General features: G+C 70.5%; 20 protein-coding genes. 11 read left to right on the top strand and 9 right to left on the bottom strand.

Translation table 11 applies throughout. The features are described from left to right. Positions 1 to 2 precede the first annotated feature (2 nt). Positions 3 to 1,775: an FtsX-like permease family protein gene (locus HDA40_RS16060; protein WP_253756550.1), complete on the top strand. Its 1,773-nt coding sequence runs from the start codon at positions 3 to 5 to the stop codon at positions 1,773 to 1,775. Here HDA40_RS16060 and HDA40_RS16055 read toward each other — a convergent pair. Genes HDA40_RS16055 through HDA40_RS16045 form a run of 3 tightly spaced genes read right to left on the bottom strand, consistent with a single transcriptional unit; the run spans position 1,756 to position 6,648 of the window. Next, on the bottom strand, positions 1,756 to 3,336 hold the full coding sequence (locus HDA40_RS16055; RefSeq protein WP_253756547.1) for a SulP family inorganic anion transporter: 1,581 nt from the start codon (positions 3,334 to 3,336) through the stop codon (positions 1,756 to 1,758). The genes HDA40_RS16060 and HDA40_RS16055 overlap by 20 nt on opposite strands. Continuing rightward, on the bottom strand, positions 3,333 to 4,304 hold the full coding sequence (locus tag HDA40_RS16050; RefSeq protein WP_253756545.1) for a formylglycine-generating enzyme family protein: 972 nt from the start codon (positions 4,302 to 4,304) through the stop codon (positions 3,333 to 3,335). The genes HDA40_RS16055 and HDA40_RS16050 overlap by 4 nt, the downstream gene beginning before the upstream one ends. Positions 4,305 to 4,314: 10 nt before the next feature. Continuing rightward, on the bottom strand, positions 4,315 to 6,648 hold the full coding sequence (locus HDA40_RS16045; RefSeq protein ID WP_253756543.1) for an arylsulfatase: 2,334 nt from the start codon (positions 6,646 to 6,648) through the stop codon (positions 4,315 to 4,317). Between the two features lie 306 nt (positions 6,649 to 6,954). Here HDA40_RS16045 and HDA40_RS16040 point away from each other — a divergent pair, with 306 nt between their 5' ends. The 5 genes from HDA40_RS16040 to HDA40_RS16020 all read left to right on the top strand — a co-directional run bounded on the left by HDA40_RS16040 (position 6,955) and on the right by HDA40_RS16020 (position 10,983). Beyond that, entirely contained in the window at positions 6,955 to 8,892 is a 1,938-nt protein-coding gene (locus HDA40_RS16040) for a glycosyltransferase (RefSeq protein ID WP_253756541.1), read from the top strand. A 225-nt stretch (positions 8,893 to 9,117) separates the two neighbouring features. Next, the gene (locus HDA40_RS16035; RefSeq protein WP_253756539.1) at positions 9,118 to 9,495 is read left to right on the top strand and encodes a hypothetical protein; all 378 of its coding nucleotides are present in this window, start codon (positions 9,118 to 9,120) and stop codon (positions 9,493 to 9,495) included. Positions 9,496 to 9,701: 206 nt separating this feature from the next. After that, positions 9,702 to 10,058, top strand: a complete 357-nt coding sequence (locus tag HDA40_RS16030) for a hypothetical protein (RefSeq protein WP_253756537.1) — start codon at positions 9,702 to 9,704, stop codon at positions 10,056 to 10,058. A gap of 2 nt (positions 10,059 to 10,060) precedes the next feature. Beyond that, on the top strand, positions 10,061 to 10,549 hold the full coding sequence (locus tag HDA40_RS16025) for an anthrone oxygenase family protein (RefSeq protein WP_253756535.1): 489 nt from the start codon (positions 10,061 to 10,063) through the stop codon (positions 10,547 to 10,549). Next, positions 10,546 to 10,983, top strand: coding sequence for a MarR family winged helix-turn-helix transcriptional regulator (locus HDA40_RS16020; RefSeq protein WP_253756533.1), 438 nt, complete (start codon positions 10,546 to 10,548; stop codon positions 10,981 to 10,983). Before HDA40_RS16025 ends, HDA40_RS16020 begins: the two co-directional genes overlap by 4 nt. Here HDA40_RS16020 and HDA40_RS16015 read toward each other — a convergent pair. The 4 genes from HDA40_RS16015 to HDA40_RS16000 form a co-directional block, all read right to left on the bottom strand. Beyond that, positions 10,976 to 11,749, bottom strand: coding sequence for a PhzF family phenazine biosynthesis protein (locus HDA40_RS16015; protein WP_253756532.1), 774 nt, complete (start codon positions 11,747 to 11,749; stop codon positions 10,976 to 10,978). The two genes, HDA40_RS16020 and HDA40_RS16015, sit on opposite strands and share 8 nt — an antisense overlap. Before the next feature lie 156 nt (positions 11,750 to 11,905). Then, entirely contained in the window at positions 11,906 to 13,969 is a 2,064-nt protein-coding gene (locus tag HDA40_RS16010) for a 3-hydroxyacyl-CoA dehydrogenase NAD-binding domain-containing protein (RefSeq protein WP_253756530.1), read from the bottom strand. Beyond that, positions 13,966 to 15,162 carry a thiolase family protein gene (locus tag HDA40_RS16005; RefSeq protein ID WP_253756528.1) on the bottom strand — a complete coding sequence of 399 codons (1,197 nt, stop codon included), beginning with the start codon at positions 15,160 to 15,162 and terminating at the stop codon, positions 13,966 to 13,968. The genes HDA40_RS16010 and HDA40_RS16005 overlap by 4 nt, the downstream gene beginning before the upstream one ends. Before the next feature lie 68 nt (positions 15,163 to 15,230). Continuing rightward, on the bottom strand, positions 15,231 to 16,490 hold the full coding sequence (locus HDA40_RS16000; RefSeq protein ID WP_253763642.1) for an HRDC domain-containing protein: 1,260 nt from the start codon (positions 16,488 to 16,490) through the stop codon (positions 15,231 to 15,233). 520 nt (positions 16,491 to 17,010) lie between these two features. Here HDA40_RS16000 and HDA40_RS15995 point away from each other — a divergent pair. Both HDA40_RS15995 and HDA40_RS15990 read left to right on the top strand, forming a co-directional pair. Continuing rightward, positions 17,011 to 17,907, top strand: a complete 897-nt coding sequence (locus HDA40_RS15995; protein WP_253756525.1) for a S1C family serine protease — start codon at positions 17,011 to 17,013, stop codon at positions 17,905 to 17,907. A gap of 71 nt (positions 17,908 to 17,978) precedes the next feature. Continuing rightward, entirely contained in the window at positions 17,979 to 18,821 is an 843-nt protein-coding gene (locus tag HDA40_RS15990; protein ID WP_253756523.1) for a hypothetical protein, read from the top strand. A gap of 53 nt (positions 18,822 to 18,874) precedes the next feature. Here HDA40_RS15990 and HDA40_RS15985 read toward each other — a convergent pair whose 3' ends face one another. Next, positions 18,875 to 19,486, bottom strand: a complete 612-nt coding sequence (locus tag HDA40_RS15985; protein WP_253756521.1) for a DUF3000 domain-containing protein — start codon at positions 19,484 to 19,486, stop codon at positions 18,875 to 18,877. Between the two features lie 138 nt (positions 19,487 to 19,624). Between HDA40_RS15985 and hemE the strand changes: the two genes are divergently transcribed. From hemE to hemQ, 3 genes are all read left to right on the top strand, one after another. After that, positions 19,625 to 20,716 carry a uroporphyrinogen decarboxylase gene (hemE, locus tag HDA40_RS15980; RefSeq protein WP_253756519.1) on the top strand — a complete coding sequence of 364 codons (1,092 nt, stop codon included), beginning with the start codon at positions 19,625 to 19,627 and terminating at the stop codon, positions 20,714 to 20,716. Then, complete coding sequence (gene hemG, locus HDA40_RS15975; RefSeq protein WP_253756518.1) at positions 20,713 to 22,020, top strand: protoporphyrinogen oxidase; 1,308 nt, start codon at positions 20,713 to 20,715, stop codon at positions 22,018 to 22,020. Before hemE ends, hemG begins: the two co-directional genes overlap by 4 nt. A gap of 62 nt (positions 22,021 to 22,082) precedes the next feature. Then, complete coding sequence (hemQ, locus tag HDA40_RS15970) at positions 22,083 to 22,757, top strand: hydrogen peroxide-dependent heme synthase (protein ID WP_253763641.1); 675 nt, start codon at positions 22,083 to 22,085, stop codon at positions 22,755 to 22,757. On the opposite strand, the gene HDA40_RS15965 is transcribed toward hemQ, so the two are convergent. Beyond that, positions 22,741 to 25,554 (bottom strand): putative bifunctional diguanylate cyclase/phosphodiesterase, encoded by a 2,814-nt coding sequence (locus HDA40_RS15965; RefSeq protein ID WP_253756516.1) that lies wholly within the window; start codon positions 25,552 to 25,554, stop codon positions 22,741 to 22,743. The two genes, hemQ and HDA40_RS15965, sit on opposite strands and share 17 nt — an antisense overlap. Positions 25,555 to 25,593: the final 39 nt, after the last annotated feature.

Raw genomic sequence — 25,593 nt, 5'->3', positions numbered from 1 at the left:
TCATGGGACACCTGCTGGTGATCTGGCGGCTCGCCGTACGCGATCTCTGCCGTCACCCCGGGGAGGCGCTGGTCCCGTTGATCGCCGTCACGGTGGCGGTCGCCACGCTCACCCTGGGCCTGGCGTTGACCACGGCGACGGAGACCGCGTACGCGAAGACGAGGGCGGCGACCGCCGGGCCGGATGTCACCGCCACGTTGGCCGGGGAGTCGCCGCTCGCCGGGAAGCTCACGCAGGCTCCCGGCGTCGTCGCGTACGCCGGACCCTACTTCGCCTTCTCCACAGCGATCCGCGTACGCGGCTTCGACGTGCGCTCGGCGGTCGAGGGACGCGACACGGCGACCGCTCCGGTCGATCAGCCCCTGGTCACCGAGGGGACCTGGGTGCGGGACGGCGGTGCGGTGATCGAACGCGGCTTCGCCCAGGCGTTGGGCGTACGCGTCGGCGACGTGCTCACGATCAACCAGAGGAGCCTGCCGGTCGTGGGGATCGCCATCAGCGCCGCGAACGCGGTGTATCCGGGGAGCGACAACGCCCAAGGACGGGGACCTTCGGACTACGGCGGCAAGGTCTGGCTCACGGCCGCCGACGCGAAGGCGGCTTCGGCCGGGGCCGTCGGCGTACGCCTGCTGTATCTCAAGCTCGCCGATCCGGCCGCCACGAGGCAGTTCGTCCGTTTCGTATCCACTCAAGACTTCACCGGCGAGACCTGGGTCCAATACCGGCCCTGGCCGCAGACCGTCGAGGACGACGCCCGGATGCTGCGGTTCCTCGGGCCGACGCTGGTCCTCGGCGGATGGCTGCTCGCCGTCGCCGCGGCCGTCGGGCTCGCCGCGCTGGTCGCGCTCCGGGCCACCCGCTACAACCGCCGCGCCGGACTGTTGAAGGCGGTGGGCGCGACTCCCGACACGGTCGCCGCCGTGCTGCTCGCCCAATACCTGCCGCTGACGGCCGTCGCCACTCTGCTCGGGCTGACCCTCGGCGCCGTGACCGCACCCGAGCTGACCGATCCCAGCGCCGGGCTGATCACGGGCGTCAGCATGCCCGCGTCAGGCACGGTCGTCGCCGCGGCGATCCTCGCCCTCGTCGTGGCACTGTCCAGCACCGTCGGCCCGGTCGTCCGTGCCGCGCGGCGGAGCACCGTGCAGGCGCTGACCGACGCCGCGTCCGCGCCGGCGCATCCGTCGGGGATCACCTCGGCGACGGCGTACCTGCCCACGTCGTTGCTGCTCGGCGTACGGCTGTTCGCCCGTCGCCCCGGCCGGGCCGTGTCGGCCGCGTTCGGCACGGCCGCCATCGCCGCCATGATCACCGGCCTCCTCACCTTCCGGTCCGTACCGGTGAAGGAGCTCGACTTCGGCACGTCGACGCTCGCCGACATCCGCGCCGCTCAACTCAGCCGCGCGCTCCTCGCCATCACGGTCGCGCTCGGCGTACTGTCCATTTTGAACACACTGGTGCTCGGCTGGAGCGCGGCGGCCCAAGCGCGGCGGACGCTGACGGTCGTGCGTTCCCTCGGCGCGACGCCCGGCCAGGTCGTCACCGCACTGTGCGTCGCACAGTCGCTCGCCGCGCTGCCCGGGCTCCTGCTCGGCATCCCGGCCGGACTCGTCCTCTACTGGTCGGTCAGCATCGAGATGAATCTGCCGCCGATGGGTTGGGTGGCCGCCGCGTCGCTCGTCATCCTGCTCGCGGTCGCGGCCACCGCGGTCCTGCCCGCCTGGCTGCACACCCGCGGCTCTGCGGGCAGCTTCCTCAGGGCCGACGCCGCGTAGCCTCGGCCACCGTCGCCGCCACCCGGCCCGCGTCCTCCCAGCCTTTCCACCAACGGGTACGCCGTGCGACGTCCACTGCGGCCGCCGGTAGGCCGGCGATCCGCAACTCGACTCCGTCGCGCCCGAGCTGGTCCGACAGTTCGTGCAGCGCGTCGAGCACGGTGACGGTGAAGGTGCGCTGGCGGGGCATGTCGAGCGTCACCGACCGCTGCCCCGGATGCCGCCCGACGGCGTCGAGGATCTGCGACTGGGCCACCCGGACGTTGGCGGTGTAGAGGCCGGAACCGACCCGCAGCACCAACGGATCGGCGCTCTCCTCGTCGATCGCCACCCGATTCAACTCTCGCAGGACGAGGATGAGGGTCGCCCCGATGCCGACCGCGACGGCGGCGAGCAGGCCGGCGGTGAGGCCGACGAACGCGGTCGCAGCGGCGATCCAGAACTCGATGCGGTCGATGCGGGCCAGGCGAGCGAAGTCGGCCGGCTTGATCAGCCCGAGCACGGCGACGAGGACCATCGCGGCCAAGGCCGCCTGCGGTAGCTCGTCCAGGACCGGGGCCAGCCACAAGGCGACCGCCACCGCGAGCGCGATGGTCACGAGCTGGGCGGCCTGCGTACGCGCGCCGGCCCGGTCGTTGACCGCCGTCTGCGAGAAGCCGCCGGCCGACGGCATCGCGCCGAAGAACGCACCCGCCGTGCCGGCAGCCCCGGCGGCCAGCAGTTCCCGGTCGTTGTCGAGCGCCGGTTCGCTCGGTTTCCGCATCGCCCGGCCGACCGACAGGCTTTCCATGAACACCATGAAGGCGATGGCGATCGCGCCCGGCAACATCGCCGCGGAGTGGGCGAACCCGGGTAGGTCCGGCACCGGCAGACCGCTGGGCACAGGGGCGATCAAGGCGACGCCCCGCGACGGCAGATCCAGCAGGACGCTGGCGAGCAGCGCGAGCACGACCGCGACCAACGGCGCGGGTACGCGAGGCAGCAGCCATCCGGCCCCCACGAGCACGATGAGCAGGACCGCCGAGAGGGCGATCGTCGTCGAGTTCGCGTCGCCGAGGTGGGACACGACCGTGTTGAGCTGGGCGAAGAAGCCACCCGCCAAGGACACGTCGATGCCCAGCAGTTTCGGGAGTTGCCCGACGGCGACGACCAGCCCGACGCCGGTCTTCACGCCGACGAGCACCGGGGTGGAGATGTTCTCCACCAACGCCCCCAGCCGGAGCAGCCAGCCGCCGAGCAACAGCAGGCCGACCTCGACGGTCAAGGTCGCGAGCGCGCTCGTCGAGCCCGCGGCCACCCCGGCGGCGGCCATCGTCGACGCGGTCAGCGTGGCGATCGTGGAGGTGGTGGACGTGCTCAACACTCTCGATCCGCCCAGTACGGCGTACAAGAGCATGGGAATCATGCACGTGTAGAGACCGACCTGGACCGGCAGACCGGCGATGGTGGCGTAGGCCATCGCCTGCGGGACCACGACGGCGCCGGCGGCGAGCCCGGCGAGGACGTCGGCGCGCAGCCACCCTCGCTGGTAGCCGCGAAGCGTGGGGAAGAGCGGCGTCATCCGAGGTCGGCGGCGCAGCGGAAGCCGAGATGGCAGGTGCTGGTGTCGACGGTCTGGGGCAGCCGCGCGGCCGGGCGGTAGCGACGGCAGTAGCTGGGCGCGCAGAGGTAGGAGCCGCCCTTCATGACCTTGCGTGGGAGGCGTTCGCCGAGCGGCGCGCCAGGGTCGACGCTGAGCGCCGCCTTGCCGCCGGTCGGGTTGTGGCGGGGCGCGGGCGTGCCGCAGCACGACGGCGTCGTCGCCGGTCGATGCGCCGACCACCAGTCGGCCGTCCACTCCCAGACGTTGCCGATCAGATCGGCCAGCCCATAGTCGTTCGCGGGATACGACCCGACCGGCGAGGTCCAGTACCAGCCGTCCGCCTCGTCGTTGACGTGCGGAAACGCGCCCTGCCAGACATTCGCGAGATGCACTCCGCCCGGCGTCAGCTCGTCACCCCAGGCGTATTCGCGGCCGTCGTGGCCGCCGCGCGCGGCGAACTCCCACTCCGCCTCGGTCGGCAGCCGCTTGCCGGCCCACTGGGCGTAAGCCTCCGCGTCGGCGTAGGCGAGATGCACCACCGGATGATCATCCAGTTCGGACAGATTGGACCGCGGGCCGCGAGGATGCCGCCAATCCGCGCCCGGCACATGCGACCACCACTGGTACGCGTCCCGCAGATCGACCGGATGCCCCGGCGGGGTGAACACCGCCGACGCGGGGACGAGCAACGCCGGATCCGCGCCCGGATAGTCGGCCGGATCGGGCGCGCGCTCGGCGAGCGTCACGTGCCCGGTCGCCGCGACGAACTCGGCGTACCGGGCGTTGGTGACCGGATGCGTGTCGAGCAGGAACGGGCCGACCTCGACCGGATGCGCCGGGGCCTCCTCCGGATAGTGCCGGTCGGACCCCATGGTGAACCGGCCGCCGGGGATCGTCGCCATTTCGGCGCGACCCGGCGACCGGCGTACGTCGTGCAGCTGCGTCATCGGGCTGTCGTCAGTCTCGGGCCATCGCCGCCGCGAGATGCTGCTCGACGTCTACGTACGCGTCGTCGGCGACGTCGAAGACGACCTTGACGATCTCGCCCCCGGTGAACTCGAACCGGGGCGTGTACTCGGAGCTGACCGCGTCGCCGCCGTCGTAGCCGATGCACAGTCCCTCGCCGCACAGTGCGAAGTGGCCCGTCATCGTCCGCAGCTCCTGCTCGGCGACCACCTGATCGTCGATGTAGAGCTTGCACGGGCCGTAGGACTCCATGCGCTCACCGGTGCGTTCCTTGGTGAACTCGACGCCGACGATGTGCTTGCCGGGGCCGGGCGCCGGGGCGGAGATCCTGGTCTCCGGCGGGATCCCGAGGAAGTTGTACGCGTACGTCAGCGTCCCGTCCTTGATGAACAGGGAATGCCCGCCGAACCGTGAACCGGCGGCGAAGATGACGCCCTCGGCGCGGTCCGCGACGTCGATCTCGGCGAGCACCTTGTAGGACACGGCGTGGACGTTGGCCGCCGACCGTTCGGGAACCTCACTGGTGCCCGGGTAGTAGACGTACTGACCCGACGGCGGCACCGGGACGTGGAACTCCAGCGCCAGGAACTCCTGCAGGTCCTTGCCGGCGGCCGCGAGGTCGTTGAGCGGCAGCACGTTGTTGGCCTTGGCCTCGGCCATCCACAGGTCGGCCAGCTCCTTGACCTTCTCGGGATGCTCGGCCGCCAGGTCGTGCGCCTCGGATCGGTCCACGTCGGTGTGGAACAGCTGCCACCGGTCCTTGTCGAAGGCCCCCTTGCCGAGGATCGGCCCGTGCTCGGTGACGGCCTTCCAGCCCTTGCGCCAGATGCCCCGGTTGCCGAACATCTCGTAGTACTGCGTCTCCTTGCGGGTGGGCGCGTCGGCGCCGTCGAAGCTGTACCGCATCGACACCCCGGCGAGCGGCGTCTGCTCGACCCCGTTCACGACCTCGGGCATGGTCACCCCGCACACGTCGAGGATCGTCGGGACGATGTCGGTGCTGTGGTGGTACTGGTGGCGTACCTCGCCGCGGGCCTTCATCCCGGCCGGCCAGTGGATCACCAGCGGGTCGCACACCCCGCCCTGGTAGACGTAGCGCTTGAACATCCGGTAGGGCGTGGAGAACGCCGCCGCCCAGCCCGTCGGGTAGTGGTTGTAGGTGTTGGGCGTACCGAGGTCGTTCAGGTGCTTGAGATTCTCCGCCATGGTGTCCGGCCAGTTGTTGAAGAACTTGCCCTCGTTCACCGAGCCGTTCGGGCTGCCCTCGCCGGACGCCCCGTTGTCGGCGCAGTAGAAGATGATCGTGTTGTCGAGCTGCCCGGACGATTCGAGGTAGTCCACGATCCGGCCGACCTGCGCGTCGGTGTACTCCGAGAACGCCGCGTACACCTCGGCCATCCGGCAGAACAGCTGCTTCTCCTCGGCGGAGAGCGAGTCCCAGGGGCGTACCGCGTCGGCGGGGGCGAAGGTGCCCTCGGTCATCGGGTTGATCTCGGTCAGCTCGGTGTCGGCGGGCAGGATGCCCTTCTCGATCATGCGCGCCAGGACCCATTCCCGGTACGCCTCGTAGCCGTCGTCGAAGACGCCCTTGTACTTGTCGATGTAGTCCTGCGGGGCGTGGTGCGGGGCGTGGTTGGCCCCCGGGCAGAACCACAGGTACCAGGGCTTGTCCGGCTCGGACTGCTTGGCGTCCCGGATGAACTGCAGCGCCTTGTCCGCCAGGTCCTTAGACAGGTGGTAGCCGTCCTCGGGCTTGTAGGGCTGGTCGATGTAGTGGTTGTCCTCGGCCAGGTCGGGGAACCACTGGTTGGTCTCGCCGCCGATGAAGCCGTAGAACCGGTCGTAGCCCATGCCGAGCGGCCACTCCTTCTTCGACGCCCCCATCGTCCAGGCGTCGACCGGCACGTTGTGGTTCTTGCCCACCCAGAAGGTGGACCACCCCGCGTCCCGCAGTACGCCCGCCATCGGCGCGCACGACGGCGGGATGTGGGAGCTGTACCCCGGGAAGCCGGTCGACGACTCCGAGATCGAGGCGAAGCCGTTCATGTGGTGGTTGCGCCCGGTCAGGAAGGTGGACCGGGTGGGGGAGCACAGTGCCGTGGTGTGCCACTGGGAGTAGGTCAGCCCGTTGTCGGCCAGCCGCTGCATGGTGGGCATCTGGATCCGGCCGCCGTACGGCGACCAGGCGGCGCAGCCGGTGTCGTCGTAGAGCACGACCAGCACGTTCGGGGCGCCCTGCGGTGCCTTGTCGGGCAGGAAGGCCGCCCAGTCGGGGACCGAGTCCCGGATGTCCAGCGCGATCCGGCCGTTGAACTCTCTGGTCATACGTCCCCCCGGGTCAAATCCACACTTTCTTCGCAATGTAGTGACTCGCAGGGCAAGGCTCGCCTTATATCGTCAGATCCCCCTCATTCAATGCGGATTTCCGGCGAAGCGTGCAGGGAGATCGTCCGCCGCAAAACTCGGCCGGGCGGGGCGGTCCGCCGCCTGTGGATGCTTGTGGACGTCTGCGGCCGCCGTCGCCAGTTGAGCCGTTCGCCGCCTGCGGCCGCCTCCGGTAGTCGAGAGTGAGGAGACCAGGTCGGCCGGCGGCCTGGCCGGCGGGGAGACCCGGGGGGCAGCGGCGCGCCAATGATCATCACACTGGTCATCGACACGTTCAACATCAACAACAACGGGACCACCATGTCGGCGACCCGGTTCGCCGCCGCGCTGCTCGCGCGCGGCCACACGGTACGCGTGGTGACCTGCGGCGAACCCGGCGAACCCGGCGACCCTGGCGACCCAGCTGAACCGGGTGATCCGGCGCTCGACGGGCTGGAGGTCTTCTACCTCCCGGAACTCGTGGTGCCGATCGCGTCCCGGCTCGCCCACCGGCAGAACACCCTGTTCGCCAAGCCGGACCGGGAAGTGCTGACCACAGCCGTCAAAGGCGCCGACGTCGTCCACATCTACCAGCCATGGGCGTTGGGCCGGGCCGCCGAACGGATCGCGCGCGAGCTGGGCGTACCGGCCATCGCCGCGTTCCACATCCAGCCCGAGAACGTCACCTACAACATCGGGCTGGGCTGGTTCCGCCCGGCCGCGCACCTCGTGTACCTCCTGCTGCGGCTCACCTTCTACGGCCGCTTCGCCGACATCCACTGCCCGTCGACGTTCATCGCCGCCCAGCTCCGCCGTCACGGGTATCGGGCCCGGCTCCACGTGATCTCCAACGGGGTGGACCCGGCGTTCCGTCCCTTCCGGTCTTTCCCGCCCGACCGCGTGTCGTCGGCCGGCGGCCCCGGCCCTCCGGCGTCCGTCGGCTCCTCGGGGTCTCTCGGCTCCTCGGGGTCCGGCGGTTCCGAGCCGTTCCGGATACTCATGGTGGGCCGGTTCTCGCCGGAGAAGCGCCAGGACGTGCTGATCCGGGCCGTTCGCCGGGCCCGTCACGCCGACCGTGTCCAGGTCTGCTTCGCCGGACACGGGCCGACCGAGAAGCGCCTGCGCCGGCTGGCCGCCAAGCTCCCGATCCCGGCCCGATTCGGCTACTACGCCCAGGACGAGTTGATCGACCTCATCCGCACCTGCGACCTCTACGTGCACGCCTCCGACGTGGAGATCGAGGGGCTGTCCTGCATGGAGGCGTTCTCCTGCGGGCTCGTGCCAGTCATCTCCGACAGCCCGCGGAGTGCGACCGGCCAGTTCGCGCTCAGCCCGGAGAACCTCTTCAGCGCCGGCGACCCCGCCTCGCTCGCCGACCGGATCGACTACTGGATCGAGCATCCGGCCGCCCGAGCCGCGGCGTCTGCGGCGTACGCCCAGCTCGGCGACCTCTATGAAGTGGATCGCAGCATCAAGGCGATCGAGCGGGTGTACGCCAAAGCCGGCGACCCACCGGAGAACCCGGCCGGGTACGCCCACTGGCCCTACCGGCTGGCGGCGATCGCCTTCTACTACGCGATCGCCATCCCCGCCCTGTTCGTGTGGACGCGCCTGCTCCTCGGCGTACGCGCGGAACGCCGGACCGGCACCCGGCCGACCGGCGGGGCGCTGACGGTCTGCAACCACGTGCACTTCCTGGACAGCGCACTGGTCGCGATCGCCGTGTTCCCGCGCCGCATCGTCGTCACCTCGGCCCCGATCAATCTCGAGAACCGCTGGTACGGCTGGCTCGTGCGGCTGCTCGGCGGCATCGCCGTGCCCACCGAACTGTCGAAGTTGCCGCTCTTCTTCGGCGAGCTGGAACTCTTCCTCGCCATGGGCCGCCTCGTGCACTTCTTCCCCGAAGGCGAACTCGAGCCCTACAACACGGCCCTGCGCCCCTTCAAACGCGGCGCGTTCCACCTCGCCGCCCAGGCGCGCGTACCGATCGTGCCGTTGTCGATCCGGTTCACCGAGCCGACCGGGCTGGACCGGTTGTTCCGTCGCAAGCCCACGATGGTCGTGGTGCGGGGCGAACCCATCGCCCCCACCGAGACCGACCCGCACAGCGACGAGGCGATCCGCCAGGAGCTTGCACGCCGCCACATGACCGCCTTCACCACCCACCTCTCAGCTGACAATGGACGATCGGATACTCCCCGGTAGTGGCATAGGGTTTCCGGAGTGCAATGGTGCGCGTACGTCGACGAGTCGATGCGGCAGCGTCGGGACGGATCCGGGATCTACGTTCTGGCGGCAGCGGTCGTCCGATTCGGCGACGCCGAGGGTCTCCGCGAGGTCCTCGGCGATCTCGGTCACGGCAAGCGTCGGTTCCATTGGCGTCTGGAGGAGCGGCGAGATCAACTCAGGGCCGTCCGCAGGCTGTCTGGCTTGGACGCCTTCCATGTCGTGGTCATCGCTCAGCCGATGGACAGCGTCCGGCAGGAACGGGCTCGCCGCGGCGCGCTGCAGCGCCTCCTGTGGGAGCTTGACCAACTATCGGTGGGGCTGGTCCTGCTCGACCGGCGCACGGACAGCCTCAATCGACGAGATCGCGCACTTGTCGATGCCCTCAGAGGCAGCGGGGTGCTGCGGCCGACGCTGGTGATCGACTTCGCGCACTCGTACAACGGCATCGACGGAGAGATCCTGCTGTGGATCCCCGACATTGTCGCCGGCGCCGCTGCGGCCGCTCACGGCGACGGAGACCGTAGTTTCCTCGATCCGATGGGGCACCTCGTTCTCGAGATTCCGCTCGAGCTGGGGTGAAAGCGCGAAGCCGAGGTCCTGAAGTGCATCAGGCGTCCTCGGCTTCACTTCCAACCCGCCAGCGGCGGGCGGCGACAGACTCAGTTTAGCGCAACCGACCGCCGACACCAGTGCACTCGTGCCGTCGATCAGCGGGGGTTGACGGTGCGAGCAAAATCATTCATACTTTGAATCATTCAGTTACAGAATGATTCTGGAGATGCGTGATGACTGCGATTCTGATCCTGAACGCCCTGCTCGCGCTTGGGGCTGGGGCGGCGGGCGTACTGGGGGTGGCCCGGCCGACTCTCGCGATCGGTCCGGCGGCGGCGGTGACGCCCGGCGTGACGTACTTCGCCCAGATGTACGCCGTCCGCGCGGTTCCGTTGAGTGCGATGGCGCTGGTCCTCTTCGCGACGCGACCGGAGGGCGTGGCGTTGACCGCGTTGTTGGTGCTGCTGGGGCTGGTACAGGCGGGTGACGGCGTCATCGGGTTCCGGCGGCGCATCTGGGGCATGACGGTCGCGTCGACGGTCGGCGCGACCGTGCACCTGGCGTCCGCGGTCTACCTGGCGGTGGCGTGATCATGCGGACGCGTACCTGGGTTCTGGGGCTCGCCACGATCCTGTCCGGCCTGTACGCGGGGTTCTGTGTCGCGTACGCGCTCACGGTGATGCCCGGTCTCGCCGGGACGGATGACAAGACCTTCGTCGAGGCCATGCGCTCGGTGAACGAGGCCACGCCGAGCGTCCCGTTCGCGCTGATCTTCGCCGGTCCGGTGGTGCTCGGCATCGCCGCCCTGGTCATGCACCGTGCGCAGCGGCGTACCGCGATCCTGCTCGCCGCCGCGCTCGCCTGCTCGGTGGCGACTGTCGCGGTGACCTTGCTGGGCAACGTTCCCCTGAACGGTCAGCTGACCGAGGCCGGCGATCCGGCCGCGCTCCGCGAGGCGTTCGAAAGTCCGTGGGTGACCTTCCACCTTCTCCGGACGGCCCTGGCGATCAGCGCGTTCGGGCTGGTCGCGGCGGCGTCCGCCGGAGCACGCGAACGGGCGGGCCTAGCATTACCCGCGTGAGCGACATCGGAATGCCGGCGACCGTGACCTTCCGGCTCGGCACGCTGGGCGCGCTGGTCACGGACCGGTTCACGGCGAAGATCGCCGACCTGGATCTCAAGCCTAAGCACGTCGGCGTGCTGACCGCGCTCGCCGCCGGGCCGCCCGCCAGCCAGCAGGAGCTGGCGGGCCTGACGGGGGTCGCGCCCAGCCTGATGGTCACGCTCGCGGATCATCTGGAGGCGATCGGGGCGATCGCGCGGACGAGGGATGCCGGTGACCGGCGGCGCATGGTGCTCACGCTGACCGCGCGGGGGCGCAAGCTGCTCACGCAGTGCGCCAAGCTCGCGCAGGATCTCGACGCCGAGCTGACCGCTTCGCTCTCGGCCGACCAGCGGGTCCAGCTGGCCACCGCGCTCGGCGTCCTGGCCGGGGAGAACGGCCTGCCTACCTGAGGGCCGCCGCGCCGCCGACCCAGACTCCGGTCCGCCGCGCTTCAGCTTCAATAGCAGCTGGTACGCCCAAAGCGTCGCCCATGTCCACCGTGATGGCGGCCTCCCCGTCCCGAGCCAGGTACGCCGCCAGGCAGCTGGTGCTGTTGGCGTTGGCGATGTCCTCCGGTACGCCGATCGACGGGGCGAACATCCGGGCCGCCGCCCGGCCGCCCGATGGAACGCTGTAGACGTAGCAGCCGAGTAGTCCTAAGTGGTCGCACACGGTCCGGAGCCGGTCGAGGTCAGGCGTCAGTCCGGCGAGGACCGTCGGTGTGGCGACCGGGACGAGCAGGCGCGGCCGCCCGACGGAGGCGACGCACAGTCCGCCTGCTGGGGTCGCGCCCAGCGCCGCGAGTACGCCGTCGCACTCCGCCGGAGCCGGTTCCCGAAGGTCGACCGGACCGGCGTCGAACCAGTACCCGTGGTCGGTCGCTCGGCCGACGAACGACCGGTCGCGCGTACGCAGCTGGAAGTCCCGCTCGCCGAATCGGTCGGCCAGGTACGCCAACGCCGCGACCGTTCCGTGCCCGCACGCCGGAAGTTCGCCGGCGCTGGTGAAGAATCGAAGGGCTACGTCGGTCTGGCGTACGTCGACGAAGACGGCGTGCGACGTTCCATTGTGGATGGCTATCGCCCGGCGCTCGGCATCGGCCAGGCCCGCCTCGGCCAGCACCGTGGTCGGCGAACCGCCGCGGCCGTCCCGGAGGCAGGCGTCCACGATCGTCACGAGATCGACTCTACGGCGGGTTTCTCCGCCGGACGCGACGAGGAAGCCCGCCGCCCAACGGGCGCAGAAAAGTGCCGCGCGGCTCACGGGGAGCCGCGCGGCGGGAAGGGGATGGGCTGGGGAACGCTTGCGCGAGCCGCCAGGAGTGCAGTCAGCTCATGCGGGCAGCGTCGCGACGCCCGCCGGGGCGAACCGGCGACCGGTGACCTTCTCGGAGACGCCGGTCCGGTCCAGGTACGGCGTGATGCCGCCGAGCCAGAACGGCCAGCCGCCACCGAGGATGAGGCACAGGTCGATGTCGGCCGAGTCGGCCACCACGCCCTCGTCCAGCATGATCCGGATCTCCTCGGCCAGGGCCGCGAGCGCGCGCTCGCGTACCTCGTCGGAGGTGAGCGGGGTCTGCCCGCCCGCCAGCAACTCGACCACGGCCGGGTTGATCTCGTCGTCGACCAGCAGCGGCTGCCCGGCGGCCACGATCTTCTCCATGCTGGGGGAGACCTTGAACCGCTCCGGGTACGCCACGTGCATCGTCTTGCCGACGTGGGCGGCGACCGCCGGGCCGACCAGCTGGAGCAGCTCCAGCGGCCGCATCGGCAGGCCGAGCGGGTCGAGCGCGGTGTTGGCCACCTCCAGCGGAGTACCCAGGTCGATGGCGTTGTAGATCTCGCCGAAGAACCGGGTCAGGATGCGGTTGAAGACGAACGCGGGCGCGTCCTTCACCAGTACGCACGACTTCTTGAGCTGCTTGCCCAGGGCGAACGCGGTCGCCAGGGTGACGTCGTTCGTGTGCTCGGCGCGGATGATCTCCAGCAGCGGCATCACTGCGACCGGGTTGAAGAAGTGGAAGCCGACCAGGCGCTCCGGGTGCTTCAGGTCGGCGCCCATCGCGCTGACCGACAGCGAGGAGGTGTTGGTCGCGAGGATCGTCTCCGGCGAGACGATCTCCTCGATCTCGGCCCAGACCTTCTTCTTGACGCCGAGTTCCTCGAAGACGGCCTCGATGACGAAGTCGGCGTCGGCGAATCCGGCCGCCTTGTCCACGGTGCCCGTGACGAGGGTCCGCAGCTTGGCCGCCTTCAGCTCGGTGAGCCGCCCCTTGGCCACCGACTTGGCGATCTCGGCCTGGACGTAGGCCAGGCCCTTGTCGACCCGCTCCTGGTCGAGGTCGGTGATCACGACGGGCACCTCGAGCCGGCGGGCGAACAGCAGCGCCAGCTGCGAGGCCATCAGGCCCGCGCCGACCACGCCGACCTTGCCGACGTCCCGGGCCAGCGAGCGGTCCGGGGCACCGGCCGGGCGCTTGGCCCGCCGCTGCACGAGGTCGAACGAGTAGATGCCGGCCCGCAGCTCGTCGGACATGATCAGGTCCGTGGCCGCCTCGCGCTCCGCGGCGAAGCCCGCCTCGGTCACGCCGTCCTTGGCCAGCGCCAACAGATCCAGCGCCTTGGTCGCCGCCGGCGACGCGCCGTGGATCTTGGAGTCCAATTCGGTACGCGCGAAGTAGACGACCGCGTCCCACATGTCCCGGTCGATCTCCGGCCGCTCGACCGTCGTCTGTCCAGTGACGACGGACGCCGCCCAGAGCAGCGACCGCTCCAGGAAGTCGGCCGGTTCGAAGAGGGCGTCCGCGATGCCCAGTTCGACCGCCTGCTTCGGGCGGAGCTGCTTGTTCATCATAAGCGGGTTCTGCACGATCACCTGGGCCGCGCCGACGACGCCGATCAGGTTCGGCAGCAGCTGCGAGCCGCCCCAGCCGGGGATCAGACCCAGGCTGACCTCGGGCAGCGACAGCGCCGCCGCGCCGGCCGACAGCGTGCGGTACTGGCAGTGCAGGGCCAGCTCCAGACCGCCGCCCATCGCCGCGCCGTTGACGAACGCGAAGGTCGGCACCGGCGCGGTACGCAGTTTCGCGTACACCTGGTGGCCCAGGGCCTCGATCTCGGCGGCCTGGGACCGTTCGGTGACGGCCGGGATGCCGGTGATGTCGGCGCCGACGCAGAAGATGTACGGCTTGCCGGTGACCGCGACGAACGCGGGCTGAGCGGCGAGCGCCTCGTCGATCGCGGCGTTCAGGCTGGCCAGACCGCCCGGACCCATCGTGTTGGGTTTGGTGTGGTCGAAGCCGTTGTCGAGCGTGATGATCGCGGCGGGCTTGTCCAGCCCCGGTACGGCGGTCAGCCGAAGCTTCGCGTGGGTCACTACCTCAGAAGGGAAGCTCATGCCGACTCTCCAGTGAAGTGGGGGTTCTCCCAGATGACCGTGCCGCCCATGCCGATGCCGATGCACATGGCGGTGATGCCGTAGCGGACCTCGGGGTGCTCGGCGAACTGCCGGGCCAGCTGCGTCATGAGGCGTACGCCGCTGGACGCGAGCGGGTGCCCGACCGCGATCGAGCCGCCCCACGGGTTGACCCGGGGGTCGTCGTCCTTGATCCCGAAGTGGTCCAGGAAGGCCAGGACCTGTACGGCGAACGCCTCGTTCAGCTCGAACAGGCCGATGTCGTCGATGGTGAGCCCGGCGACCTTGAGCGCCTTCTCGGTAGAGGGGATCGGGCCGTAACCCATGACCTCCGGCTCCACGCCGACGAAGCCGTAGCTGACCAGCTTCATCGCCACCGGCAGGCCGAGTTCCTCGGCCGCCTCGCCGGAGGCGAGCAGGCACGCGGTCGCGCCGTCGTTCAGGCCGGCGGCGTTGCCCGCGGTCACCCGGCCGTGCGGCCGGAACGGGGTCTTCAGGGTGGCGAGCTTCTCCAGGCTGGTCTGCCGGGGCGCTTCATCCACAGTCGACAGACCCCAGGCGCCGTTCTCGTCGCGGACGGCGATCGGCACCAGATCAGGCTGGAGCTTGCCCGCGGCGTACGCGGCGGCCGTCTTCTCCTGCGAGCGAAGACCGAACCGGTCGGCGCGCTCCTTGGTGACCTCGGGGAGGCGGTCGTGCAGGTTCTCCGCCGTCGCACCCATGACGAGGGCGGACTGGTCGACGACCTTCTCGGCCAGGAAACGCGGGTTCGGGTCGACGCCCTCGCCCATCGGGTGGCGGCCCATGTGCTCGACGCCGCCGGCGATCGCGACGTCGATGGCGCCCATCGCGATGCTGCCCGCGACGGTGGTGACCGCGGTCATCGCGCCCGCGCACATCCGGTCGATCGAATAGCCGGGCGTGGTCTTGGGCAGGCCGGCCAGCAGGGAGGCGGTCCGGCCGAGGGTCAGGCCCTGGTCGCCGATCTGAGTGGTCGCGGCGACGGCCACCTCCTCGACGCGCTCGGGCGGCAGCTGCGGGTTGCGGGCGAGCAGTTCACGGATGCATCGGATGACGAGGTCGTCGGCGCGAGTCTGCGCGTAGACACCCCCGGCCTTGCCGAACGGAGTGCGTACGCCGTCGACGAAGACGACATCGCGGACGTTGCGGGGCACAGCGCCTCCTAGGAGTGGTTGGACACCCCCGATGTTACCCGCGAGTAGTTACCGGCCGGTAGGTCGGGTCACTGTGAGGTTTCAGTGCCTTCCGCTGCCTCGCCCGAAGCCCCGTCTGAAGCCTCGTCTGACGGACTGTCCGGGCTCTCGTCCGGCGCCAGCGCCTTGGCCAGGTCCTCCGCCAGCAGCTCGCGCTGCCAAGGCCGGGCGCCGAACTGGGCCAGCAGGTCGCCCACCGTGCTCAGGTCGGTGGGCGGCTCCCAGGCGAGCCGGCGGACGTACTCCGGGGTGATCAGGTTCTCCGGGGGCATGGACAGCCCGCCGGCGACGCGGGCCACGACCTCCCGCGCGCGGACGAGCCGGGCAGCCGCGGCGGGGTCGCGTTCGGCCCACCGGTGCGGCGGAGGCGGGCCCTCGTACGGCGGGGTCGTCGGCAGCGCCGTGTCCGGCAGCGCTCTGGCCTCCGACAGCGCGTCCAACCAGGTCCCGGCCAGCCGTCGGGTCGATCGGCCGCCGAAACCGGGCAGCAGCAACAGATCCCGTTCGGACTTCGGATCCATCTCGGCCGCCGCCACGATCGAGGAGTCGGGCAGCACCCGGCCCGGCGCGGTGTCCCGGCGCTGGGCGATCTGGTCGCGGGCGTACCAGAGGGAGCGGACGCGAGCCTGCGCCCGGGCGCCCCGCACCCGATGCATCCCCGAGGTACGCCGCCAAGGGTCGGTCCGCGGCTTCGGCGGCTGTGCGCCGCTCACCACGAGGGCGGCGAACTCCTGTGCGGCGTACGCCGTCTTGCCCTGCTCGGCGAGCACGGTGACGAGCGCGTCCCGCAGCTCGACCAGCAACTCGACGTCCAGCGCGGCATAGGTCAGCCACGACTCGGGCAGCGGACGGCTGGACCAGTCCGCCGCCGAGTGATGCTTCTCCAGCGTGTAGCCCAGAAGGTTCTCGGTCAGCGCGGCCAGCCCGACCCGCTCGAATCCGGCCAGCCGGGCGGCCAGCTCGGTGTCGAACAGCTTCCGCGGCCGCAATCCCAGCTCGGCCAGGCAGGGGAGGTCCTGGCTGGCGGCGTGCAGCACCCACTCGGTGTCGGCCAGGGCAGCGTCCAAACCGGACAGATCGCCCAACGGGATGGGGTCGATCAGCGTGGTCCCGGCGCCCTGACGGCGCAACTGGACCAGGTAGGCGCGCTGGCTGTAGCGGTAGCCGGAGGCCCGCTCGGCGTCGATCGCCACCGGTCCGGTCCCGGCCGCGAACCTCGCGATCACCTGTTCCAGCTCGGCGGGGCTGGTCACGGGCTGCGGAGTCCCCTCGGCGGGCTCGGTCAACAGCTTGGGCGGAACCCCGTCCGGGGCCGCTGCGTCGTTGGAGTTGCCGCCGCCGTCGCGCGTGCGGACCCGACGCCGCAGCACGGTTTCGTCGTCGGTCACATGAACAACCTACGGGTACGCCATGCGGTGGTGGGTCAGCCGGTGCGGCGCGTCGAGCCGACGAGTTGCGAAGCTCACTCGGAACGGGCCCGATGCGGGACTTGAAAGGGGAAGACAGAATGACCGGTAACCGGTACCTTCTGCGGGTCGGTGATCACGAGTGGGGGAGGCTCTTGACATGACGACGGGCTCGGATCCGACGCAGCCACAGCCGCCATATGGGCCCTTTCCGCCTAGGGTGGAGCCAGTTTCGCAGCCGCCTTCGGTAGGACAATCGCCTGTTCCGAACCAGCGTCCGGCGTATGCGCCGCCGCCGGTGACCGGTAACGGTTACCAGGCACCGCCGCCTTCGGCTGGGCAATCGCCGCCGCCGGCCCAGCCGACGGCCCCGATCCAGGCGCCGCAACCGGTGCAGCCGAACGTGACGCAGCCCACCATGACGACGCAGCCCACGCAGCGTCCGGCGTACGTGCCGCCCGTTCCGCTGTCGTCCGTCCCGGCGACCGCGCCGATGTCCGGTTTCCCGGGCGGTCCGGTGCCGCCGGTGAACGCGCCTGGGGGACGCCGCGTCAGCTGGCCCGGTGTCGTCGCGCTGATCCTCGTCGTGCTGCTGCTCGGCGTGACCGCTTTCCAGGCGTACCAAGTGAACCGCCTCGGCAACGAGCTGGACGAGACCCGGGCGCGGGCCGCCGCCGACGTGTCGGCCGCCGACAAGCGGGTCGAGGCGGTGGAGAAGCAGCTGGCGACGCAGTTCAACGCCGAGAAGATCGCCGCGAAGACGCTGCCCAGCGTGTTCCGTGTGCGTACGCCGGAGAGCATCGGCTCGGCCTTCGCGGTCGGCACCGCCTCCGACGGCGGCACCAACCTGCTGACCAACTTCCACGTGATCGAGGACGTCTGGAACGACGGCACCAAGAAGGTCAAGATCGAGCACGCCGATCAGCTGTACGACGCGACCGTCGTGGCCGGGGACAAGAAGGCCGACATCGCGCAGTTGCACACGACGGCGAAGATCGAGGGACTGAAGGTCGCCGCCACCGAGTCCAAGTCGGGTCAGGAGATCCTGGTCGTCGGCTCGCCGCTGGGTTTGAAGGACACCGTCACCAGCGGTGTGGTCAGCGCCTTCCGGGAGGAGACCACGCAGCACGGGCCGTACATCCAGTTCGACGCGCCGATCAACCCCGGCAACTCGGGTGGCCCGGTCATCAACGCGAATTACGAGGTCATCGGAATCGCCTCGGCGAAGTTCACCGATGCCGAGGGCCTCGGGCTGGCGATCCCGATCAAGATCGCCTGCGACAAGTTCACGATCTGCTAGCCCCGACGAGGGCGGCGACGCAAGTCATGGCCACCGGCCACCAGTCGGTGCCACCACACGGAGGGAACTCAATGACCAATCCCGAGCCGGAGTCTTCGCAGCCTCCGGTCGCTCAGCCGCCGCAGCCGGTTCAGCCTGCTCAGCCTGTCGCGCCGGTAGTACCGCCGCAGCCGGTCGCCCCGGCCGCTGAGAACACCATGCCGCTGTCCCCGTGGACCCCGCCGAGCCAGCCCGCGCAGCCCGCGTACCCGGCTCCGGCTCCGGCGCAGCAGCCGACCGCGGCGTACCCGCCGGTGCAGCAGCCCCCCGCGGCCCCCGCGCAGCCGGCGTACGCGCAGACCACCGCCCAGCCCGCGTACCAGCCGGGTGGCGCGACCGTGCCGCCCGCGCAGCCGACGGTTGCGGGGAACCCGCCCACCGGCTACCCGACGAGCGCCGTTCCGGCGCAGCCGGTGTCCGGCGCGGCCTACCCGACCTCGGCGTACCCCGCGACCGGCGCGCCGTACTCGGCGGTTCCGGCCGGCCCGCCCGGGCCGAAGAAGGGCCCGGCGGTCCTGATCCTGTCCATCCTGGTCGGTGTGCTGGTGCTGGCGCTCGGCACGGTGACGACGCTCTACCTCGTCAAGGCGAGTGACGCGTCGAAGCAGGAGAAGGCGGCTGCCACGCAGGCCGCGACGGACGCCAAGGATCTCGCGGATCTCAAGGCTCAGCTGACCACCACCAAGGGTGAGGCGGAGAAGCTGAAGCAGGATCTCGAGGGCGCGAAGAACGCGAACGCCGAGAAGCTCAAGCTGCTCACCGCGTGTGTCGACGCGGTGGACAAGATGATGACCTCGACGACGCAGGCCGCGTTCAACAAGGCCTTCCCCGCGATGCGCGCCGCTTGCGAGGCCGCGCAGATCGCCACGAGCTGATCTGTCCGACGGCGAGACGGCCGGGACCCACGGGTCCTGGCCGTCTCGCCGTTTCAGCCTTCTTTGCGGCGGGTGGGCAGCGCGGTCACACCCTCGGGCGGCAGCCCGGCGGTGGAGGCCAGCAGTGTGCACCAGGCCAGCATGTGATCGTCGAGGTTCGGCCCGAGCGGCGTCCACGACGCGCGGATCTCCAGGTCGGCAGCGGTCGGCGAGCCTGGCGGCTCCTCGTCCTCGGCGAGCCGGGCGAGGTCGCCGAACCGGGTCGACAGCGTCTGCGTGACGGTCCCGGCGATGGCGGTGTAGCCGTCCCCCCGGCCCGGACCGGTGTGCGCGTCCAGCGCGTCCACCAGCCACGACCAGCCCACCTGCGGCAACAGCGGGTCGGCGGCGTACTCGGGTTCCAGTTCCGCCGTCACGTAGGTGACCAGCCGCATCGTCCCCTGCCAGGCCTCGTGACCGGCCGGGTCGTGCAGCAGGACCAACCGGCCCGTGGCCACCTCCTCGCCGTCGCGGAGCACGGTGGCGCCCACGGCGTGCGCGTACGGCGCGAGCCGGGTCGGCGCACCGACCTCCTCCAGCGAGATCTCCCGGCGGGTCGGAGCGGCTTGCAGTGCTTCGACCGCCCGGGTGAAGACGTCCGGGGGCGTGCGAAGCGTGGTCGGCATAGCGCAACCCTAGGGCGCATCTGCTTCCGGTGCGTGGTGCGGCACGCCGTGCGCTGTCACACGCTCTGGCAGTGGCGTACTCCTCAGCGCGCGCCCCCGCCGGTCGCGGCAAGGGAGAAACGTGGCACGATCTGTGGAATGACCAGCATTGCAGCTGACCCGACCGACTCCGTCTTCGTCCGCGCGTGCCGCGGCGAGCCGGTCGAACACACTCCGGTCTGGTTCATGCGGCAAGCGGGGCGGTCGTTGCCCGAATATCGCGAACTGCGGGCCGAGGCCGGCCTGTCGATGCTGGAGACGTGCCGCCGTCCGGATCTGGTCACCGAGATCACCCTCCAACCGGTACGCCGGCACGGCGTGGACGCGGCGGTGTTCTACAGCGACATCGTGGTGCCCGTCGCGGCGGCGGGGGTCGGCGTGGAGATCGTCGCCGGGACCGGTCCCGTGGTCGCCGAGCCCATCCGGTCCAGCGCCGACCTCGCCCGGGTCGGCCGCGCTGAAGACGCCGATCTCTCCTTTGTGGAGGAAGCGATCCGGCTGCTCATCCCGAAGCTGGAGGGCACTCCGCTGATCGGCTTCGCAGGGGCGCCGTTCACCCTGGCCAGCTACCTCATCGAGGGCGGCCCGTCGCGTTCGCACGCCAAGACCAAGGCGCTGATGCACGGCGACCCGCAGTTGTGGCACGGACTGGCCGAACGGCTCGCGGAGATCACTTCGACGTTCCTGCGGGTGCAGATCGACGCGGGGGCGAGCGCGGTCCAGCTGTTCGACTCGTGGGCCGGCGCCCTGAGCGAGGCCGACTACCGGCGTTTCGTGCTGCCGCACTCTGCGGCGGTCCTCCAGGAGATCGGCCCCGTGGTGCCGCGGATCCACTTCGGCGTCGGCACGGCGCACCTGCTCACGGCGATGGCGGAAGCGGGTGCCGACGTCGTCGGGGTCGACTGGCGTACGCCGCTCGACCAGGCCGCCGCCCTGGTGAACGTCGCGGACCTGCGGCTGGACGGCAGTGAACCGGGTCCGGCGCGACCGCGAGCGGTGCAGGGCAACCTCGATCCGGCGTTGCTGAGCGCGCCGTGGGAGGTCGTCGACCACGAGGTACGCCGGGTGCTGGCCGAAGGCGAAGCCGCCCCCGGTCACGTCTTCAACCTGGGGCACGGTGTGCCGCCCGAAGCGGATCCGGCGGTGCTGACCCGGATCGTGGAACTCGTCCACAAGATCAGCGTGCGATGAGCACCCGGCACGTCGTTGTCGTCGGCGGTGGCGTCGCCGGGCTGACCGCCGCGCTGCGGCTCGCCGAGTCCGGCGTACGCGTGACGCTGGTCGAGGCGACCGCGCGGCTGGGCGGCAAGATCCAGACGGGCGGCGACGGGATCGAGACCGGCGCCGAGCAGTTCCTGATGCGTACGCCCGACGGCGGTCCCAGCGGCGCCGCCCGGTTGGTCGCCGACCTGGAGCTGGGCGATCGGCTGGTGCATCCGGCGCTGGGCGCGGCGGGACTGTGGGTCGACGGCCGGTTGCATCCCATGCCGACGGGCACGCTGATGGGCGTACCGGGGTTCTCGGCCGCGCTGGACGGCGTCGCGACGCTCGCCGACGCGGATCGTGATCTCGGCGTACCGGTGCTGAGCGGGCAGGACGTGGCGGTCGGCGACCTGGTCCGGTCGCGGCTCGGCGGTGAAGTGGTGGAGCATCTGGTCGACCCGCTCCTCGGCGGGGTGTACGCCGGACGCGCCGACCTCCTGTCGCTCCAGGCCACCATCCCCAACCTGTACGCGGCCCTGCAGACGGCGCACACCCTGCGTGACGGCGTCGCCGCCTCGCTGGTCAAGCGGTCGGCGGGCGGCCCGGTCTTCGGCACCCTCCGAGGTGGACTGTCCCGGCTGGTCGAGGCGCTGTCCCAACGGCTGCTCGACCTCGGCGTCGCCATCCACTATGGAATTCCGCTGCGGGCGCTCGACGAGCTGGACGCCGACGCGTACGTGCTGGCCTGCCCGGCCAAGCCCGCGGCCGCGCTGCTGCCACCGGCGGTCGCCGACCTCGTCGGCGAGCTCGACTACGCGAGCATCGGCCTCGTGTCGATGCGGTTGCCCGGGGCGGATCTGCCGGCGCTCACCGGCTTCCTGGTCCCGGCCGACCAAGGGCTCTCGATCAAGGCCGCCACGTTCTTCTCCCGGAAATGGGAGCACCTCGCGGGTGAGCCCGAGGCCGCCGTCCGGGTCTCCGTCGGCCGGTACGGCGACGTCGGCGCGCTCGCGATGACCGACGAGGCCCTCGGCGCGGCCGTCCAGGCCGACCTGGCCAAGGTGGTCGGCCCGCTGCCGGCCGCCTCGGCGGTACGCGTGACGCGTTGGGGCGGTGCGCTGCCCCAGTACGCCCCAGGGCACCTCGACCGAGTCGCCGAGGCTCGGGCGCTGCTCGGCGCCGGGCGCAAGCCCGTCGTCCTGGCCGGGGCCGCCTTCGACGGCGTCGGCATCCCCGTCTGCATAGCCTCCGGCGAGAAAGCCGCCGCTGATCTGGGAGAATTCGTATCGTGACCGATCAGACCACCGAAGAGGTCGTAGTAACCGAAGAGCCGGCGCAGTCCAACGCCGCCCGGATGCGCGAGCTGAACTCGACCATCCGCTACACGATGTGGTCGGTATTCCAGGCCACCAGCCCGCTGCCGACCCTGCGCGACGATGTGATCTCCGAGGTCACCGGCCTGTTCGATCGGCTGGCCGAGAAGGATGTCACGATCCGGGGCACCTACGACGTGTCGGGTCTGCGGGCCGACGCCGACCTGATGATCTGGTGGCACTCGTCCTCGGCTGACGCGCTGCAGGAGGCGTACTCGTTGTTCCGGCGGACGGCGCTGGGCCGGAACCTGACCGGGGTCTGGTCGCAGGCGGCGTTGCACCGCCCGGCCGAGTTCAACCGCAGCCACATCCCGGCGTTCCTCGCGGGCGAGGAGCCGCGCGACTACATCTGCGTCTACCCGTTCGTCCGCTCCTACGAGTGGTACCTGCTGCCCGACGAGGAGCGGCGCGAGATGCTGGCCGAGCACGGCCGGATGGCGCGCGGCTACCCGGATGTACGGGCCAACACAGTCGCCTCGTTCGCCCTCGGCGACTACGAGTGGATGCTGGCGTTCGAGGGGGACGAGCTGTACCGCATCGTCGATCTGATGCGCGACCTGCGGGCGTCGCGGGCTCGGCGGCACGTCCGCGAGGAGGTCCCGTTCTACACGGGCCGTCGTCGCGAGATCGCCGACATCATCACGAACCTGCCGTGACGTCGGGCAGCCGCAGCCAGCGGACGACCTTGTCCACCGGCAGCGGCGGCGAGAACAGGAAGCCCTGTCCGTAGGGGCAGCCGGCGTCGACCAGGATCGCCCGCGCGTGTTCGGTCTCGACGCCCTCGGCGATCTGGTCGACCCCGAGATAGCGGAGGGTCGACGACACTCCCTCGATGAGGCGCGTCGCCCGGGGCGTCAGATCGGTGAGCAGATTCCGGTCGATCTTCACGATGTCGACGCTGGGCTGGCGCAGGTAGCCGAGGGAGGCGTACCCGGTGCCGTAGTCGTCGATCGCGATGCGTACGCCCAGCGCGTGCAACTCGTCCAGATACGCCCACGGCCGCTCGTCGTCGTTCTCGATGAGGATGTTCTCGGTGACTTCGAGGACGAGCAGTCGGGGGTCGACCCGGCTGCTCTTCAGCGCCCGGCGTACGGTCGCCGAGAAGTCGGTCCGCCGCAGCTGGCGGGCGGACACGTTGACGCTGACGTAGCAGGGGTCACGGCCCGGCAGCTGGAACTGCGGCAGGTCGGCCAGCGCCCGGTCGAGGATCCACTCGCCCAGCCGCCCGATCAGCCCGGTGCTCTCGGCGGCGGCGACGATCTGGGGCGGCGGCATGGGATCGCCGTCGTCCTGTAGACGCAGCAGCGCCTCCACGCCCACCGTCTCCCCGGTGACCAGGTCGACGATCGGCTGGTAGTACAGCATCAGCTCACCGGACTCCATGGTCGCGCGCAACCGGCGGCCGACCTCGACGTGGTTGCGGGCCGGGATGCTCATCTCCCCGTCGTACTGCCGCCAGCGGCCCTTGCCGCCCGACTTCGCGGCGTACAGGGCCATGTCGGCCTTCTGCATCAGCTGGCTGTCGTCGCCGCCGCCGGCCACGTGCGCGATCCCGACGCTCGCCCGGGATTCGATCATCATGCCGTCGACCTCGACCGGCTCAGCCAGCAGGTCGGACAGGCGCTGAGCGACGTCGCGGGCGACGTCGACGTCGGGGCAGTCGCCGAGCACCACGCCGAACTCGTCGCCGCCGATGCGAGCGGCCAGGTCGGCCGGTCCGATGGCGGACTCGATCCGCCGGGCGCAGGTCACCAGCAGGTAGTCGCCGACCGGATGCCCGTACATGTCGTTGACCAGCTTGAAGTCGTCGATGTCGAGCAGGATGACGGCCACGCCCGGAGTGCGTACCGCCTCCGCGAGGGCGTGCCGGAACAGCCGTGGATTGGCCAACCCGGTGATCACGTCGTGGCTCGCCTGATGCGCCAGATCGCGGCGCAGATCCCGTTCGGCGGTGACGTCCCGCAAAGTGGTCACGACGCCGCAGACGGTCGGGTCGTCGGCGAGATCCCGCCGGTGCACGAGCACCGCCAGACTGCAATCGGGCAGGTGAACCTCGCCCTCGTCGGCTTCGACGACATCCGGCCAGCTTCCGCCGCCAGACCGTTCGACGAGATCGTCGAGGTTCGCGCCCACCACGTCGACACCGAACAGATCCCGGGCCGACGGGGTGGCGTACTCGATGGCGCCGTCGCGGCTGATCAGCGTGACATCGGTGCTGGTCTGGACGAGCGTGCGGAAGTATTGCTCGCGTTGCTCTGCGGCCAGCTTCTCGACGGTCCGGACGCGACTGTAGGCGGACGCGGCCTGGTCCGCGAGCGCCTGGAGGGTGGGGGTCAACTCGTCGAGCCGGTCGGGTGGGCCGCGGAAGACCATGATCCCCAGTGCGAAGCGCGGCTCGCCGCCGTCCAGCGCCAACGGCAGGCCCTCGACGGGCGGATCGCCGGGCTCGCGAATGTGCGCGGTCGCCGTCGGGACCAGCTGCCGCAGCGCGGCGGTCACCCCCGCGTCGATCTGCGGTCGGTCGGTGGCGAGCATCAGCGCGCGCGACGCCACGCGCAGGCTGGCCTCCCGGGCGGCTTTCTGCTGGTACGCACGCGCCGACAGGAAGATGCGCGTGATCATGACGAGGCCGATCGCGACCGCCGTTATCGCGATGGCGAACCCGGTCGTGACCGGGCCGGAGGTGGCCGCCACGAGCAGCGTCGTCGGCGCGACGAGCAGCCCGATCGCCACCATCACCAGCCGTGCGCCGAGCTGGTTGCGGGCGTGTGCGCGGGAGGCGACCGCGGTCATCGACGGTTGTAGCGCGGCCGCCCCGCTGAGCGCGAAGAAGATGGGGAAACCGAGATCGGCCAGCCCGCCCGGAGTCCACGTGCCCGCGATGATCTCGGTGCCGTAGAGGTAGTCGGCGATCAGGAACGCGATCAGGCCCAGGCCGAGGACGCGGAGCGCCGCGTTGGCACGCCAGGCGACGGCCACGAGGGCGGCGCTGGCAAGGACGGCGGCGTACCCGACGTTTCCAGCGATCACGATTAACTTGGCATACCCAGTCAGATGCAGGCTCAACACCGCTGGGCGGACCAATGTGATCCAGACGACCAGCGTCGCGGCCAGCCCGACGGCGATGGTGTCCAGGATCAGCATCAGGTCGGTCGACAGCGTACGCGGGCGGCCCATCAAGACGAGGCCGAGGCAGAGCGGCCCGTACGCGGCCACGAACAGCAGCTCAGGTATGCCTGGGAAGCTCCGTGCCGGTCCCTGGATCGAGTAGATCGCCTCGCCGAAGGTGATCATGAGGATGCCGACCGCCAGCAGGACCCAGGCCGGCCAGCGATCGGTGCGATGACGGCGTACGCCGACGAGGATCGCGGTCGCTCCACCGACACCCACAGCGACCAAGGCGATGGTCCGCATCGGAGGTATGAGCCAGTACGCGAGGATCAGTCCGATCATCGCGGTCGGATAGAGAAACTTCGTCCAGCGTTCGATCTT

Source organism: Hamadaea flava (genome assembly GCF_024172085.1).
Taxonomy (GTDB): Bacteria; Actinomycetota; Actinomycetes; order Mycobacteriales; family Micromonosporaceae; genus Hamadaea; species Hamadaea flava.
This window is presented reverse-complemented; position numbering and strand designations above follow the sequence as displayed.